The sequence below is a fragment of the Trebonia sp. genome (genome assembly GCF_049794275.1).
In the GTDB taxonomy this organism is placed as follows: Bacteria; Actinomycetota; Actinomycetes; order Streptosporangiales; family Streptosporangiaceae; genus Trebonia.
In genome coordinates this window covers 1-2,571 of the sequence record NZ_JBARCR010001069.1, presented here as the reverse complement: position 1 = coordinate 2,571, position 2,571 = coordinate 1, and the positions used below count along the sequence as shown (strand labels likewise).

Genomic DNA, 2,571 nt, shown 5'->3' with positions numbered 1-2,571 from the left:
CCAGCGTGGTGTCCAGTCCCGCGGATCGGACCTGTTCGATGAGCGTGTCGAGCTGAGTGAGGTCGGGGACGGGTTGCAGGGATCCACCGGGGTCCTGGCTGGGGCCCTGGCCGGGGTCCTGGCTGGGGCGCTGGCGCAGCACGCCGAGGAGCCGGCGGGTATCGGCCAGCGCGCGCCGCCCGGTGTCCGCCACGCTGCGCATGACGTCGTTGGCGCGCTCCGGTGAGCTGGCCGACGCGGCGATCGCCGCCTCACTCAGCGTGATCATGACGGTGAGGTGGTGGGCGACGATGTCGTGCATCTCGCGGGCGATCCGTGTTCGCTCGGCCGCGACGGCGAGCGCCGCTTGCTGGTCTCGCTCGCGCTCCAGCCGGTCGGCACGGTCGCGCAGTTCGGCGAGGTAGGCGCGGCGGGTGCCGGTGTACAGGCCGAGACCGAGGGCGGCGGCAATCAGGCCGGACAGGAAGATCAGGTCATGCCACCAGCCGGCGCCGGCGAGCAGGGGCAGCGCGGTGACCACGGTGAGCTCGAGTACGCCGCCGCAAGCCAGCGCGTCACGGCGCGACTGCAGCCTCGCCACGGTGTACAGGGCGATGAGCAGCGCCGCCCCGGCGACCAGGTGCCTGTCCCACGAGACCGCGGCGATCTGGGTAACCAGGATCCAGCCGAACACCGGGATGGGCCAGATCCGGCGGACCACCAGCGGCGCCACCATCAGGGCCAGTACGACGAATGCCGCCACCCCGGGCCAGTGGTGGGCGCCTCCCTGGTACAGGTTGGGCAACGACAGCGCCGCGGCCAGCACGGTGACCAGCACGTCGAATACCCAGCGGCGCGCGGGGCGGTTCGCCGGGTATTCGACGGGCCTGAGAAGCCTCATGCTAGGAATTGTCCCCCTTGCTCAGGCGTCCGAGCGCCGCAGCCGCCAGGCCGCCGCGGCGATGAGGACCACGGCGTACCCGCACAGGAGCGCGAACCCGGTCCACGGCGCGAGCGCGTTCGGCGCGTTCTGCGCCCCGCCCCACAGGGCCGCCCCCGCGTTCGAGGGCAGGTAGGGGGTCAGGTGCCCGCTGATCGAGGAGGGCAGCAGGCTGGCCAGCGGCGGGATGACGAAGAACACTCCCGCGAAGGTGGCTATCCCGGCCGCGGTGTTGCGGAACAGCGCGCCCAGGGAGACGCCGATCAAGCCCGCCACGGTGATGTACAGGGCGGCGCCGACGACCGACCGGAGGGCGCCAGGGGCGCTGATGGACACCCCGATGTGGTGGCTGTTCAGCAGCACCTGGCCGAGGAAGAAGGAGATGAAGCTGGCGATGAGCGAGACCGGGAAGATCACGCCGGCGAAGACGGCCAGCTTGCCCCACAAGACCGGCAGCCGGCGCGGAACGGCGGTCAGTGACGCGCGGATCATGCCGGTGCTGTATTCGCCGCTCGCCACCAGCACGCCGAGGACACCGAAAGCCACGACGGCGAACATGACGCCGCCCAGGCTGGTCGTGATGGGGTTAAAGCTGGCCCGCGCGGCCGCGTTGAACGTGTGGTACTGGCTGGCGGTCACCGCCGCGAACACGGCGCCGAGGCCGACCATCAGCACGACGGCGGTCAGCAGCGTGTAGGCGGTGGACCGCAGGGAGCGGAACTTGGTGAACTCCGAGCGCAGCACCCGGCCCTGGGTGACCTTCAGCGCTGGGCCGGCCGCGGCGGGGGTGGTGGTGAGCGCGCTCATCGGGCTGCCACCGCCTCGCGGGCCCCGTGCGAGCGGAAGTCAACGGAGTCGTCGGTGAGCTGCATGAATGCCTCCTCCAGTGAAGCCTGCGTAGTGGTCAGTTCGAAGATGGGCAGGCGGGCCTGCCAGGCGGTGGTGCCGATCTCTTCGGCGGTCAGTCCCCGTACCTGCAGGACGCCGCCCTGCTCGCTGGTCACAGTGATGTCCGGCCCGAGCAGCAGGTCGCGCAGCTGGGCAGCCTGCGGCGTGCGCACCGTGACGGCTCCGCTTCCGGCGCGGGCCACGAACTCCTCGACCGTGGTGTCGGCGATCAGCCGCCCCCGGCCGACGACAACGAGCCGGGTCGCGGTCAGCGCCATCTCACTCATCAGGTGCGAGGACACGAACACGGTACGGCCCTCGGCGGCCAGGCCCTTGAGCAGGTTCCGGATCCACAGCACCCCCTCGGGGTCCAGCCCGTTGACCGGCTCGTCCAGGACTAGGACGCCGGGATCGCCCAGCAGCGCCGAGGCGATGCCCAGCCGCTGGCCCATCCCGAGGGAGAACCCGCCGACCCGTTTGCCCGCCACATCATCCAGGCCGGCCATGCCGATCACCTCATCGACCCGGCGCCGGCTGACGCCGTTGGTCTGCGCCAGCGCCAGCAGGTGATTGCGGGCCGACCGGCCGGTGTGCACCGCCCTGGCCTCCAGCAAGATGCCCAGCTCCGCCATCGGGGCGGACGCAGCACGGTAGTCCTTGCCGTTGACCCTGACCCGGCCGGCGGTGGGCTCGTCCAGGCCGGCGATCATCCGCATCGTGGTCGATTTGCCGGCCCCGTTCGGGCCGAGAAAGCCAGTCACGAT

Annotated in this window: 3 protein-coding genes; all 3 read right to left on the bottom strand. The window is 71.3% G+C overall.

The features are described from left to right. The coding region (locus tag WA805_RS26770; protein WP_425243729.1) for a sensor histidine kinase at positions 1–880 on the bottom strand (880 nt) is incomplete at its 3' end. Between the two features lie 21 nt (positions 881–901). Beyond that, on the bottom strand, positions 902–1,726 hold the full coding sequence (locus WA805_RS26765) for an ABC transporter permease (RefSeq protein ID WP_425243728.1): 825 nt from the start codon (positions 1,724–1,726) through the stop codon (positions 902–904). Continuing rightward, the coding region (locus tag WA805_RS26760) for an ATP-binding cassette domain-containing protein (protein ID WP_425243727.1) at positions 1,723–2,571 on the bottom strand (849 nt) is incomplete at its 5' end. The genes WA805_RS26765 and WA805_RS26760, both read right to left, overlap by 4 nt.

Excerpts from the sequence above, each read along its gene's own strand:
- WA805_RS26765 (WP_425243728.1), bottom strand. The coding sequence starts at position 1,726 with ATGAGCGCGCTCACCACCACCCCCGCCGCGGCCGGCCCAGCGCTGAAG.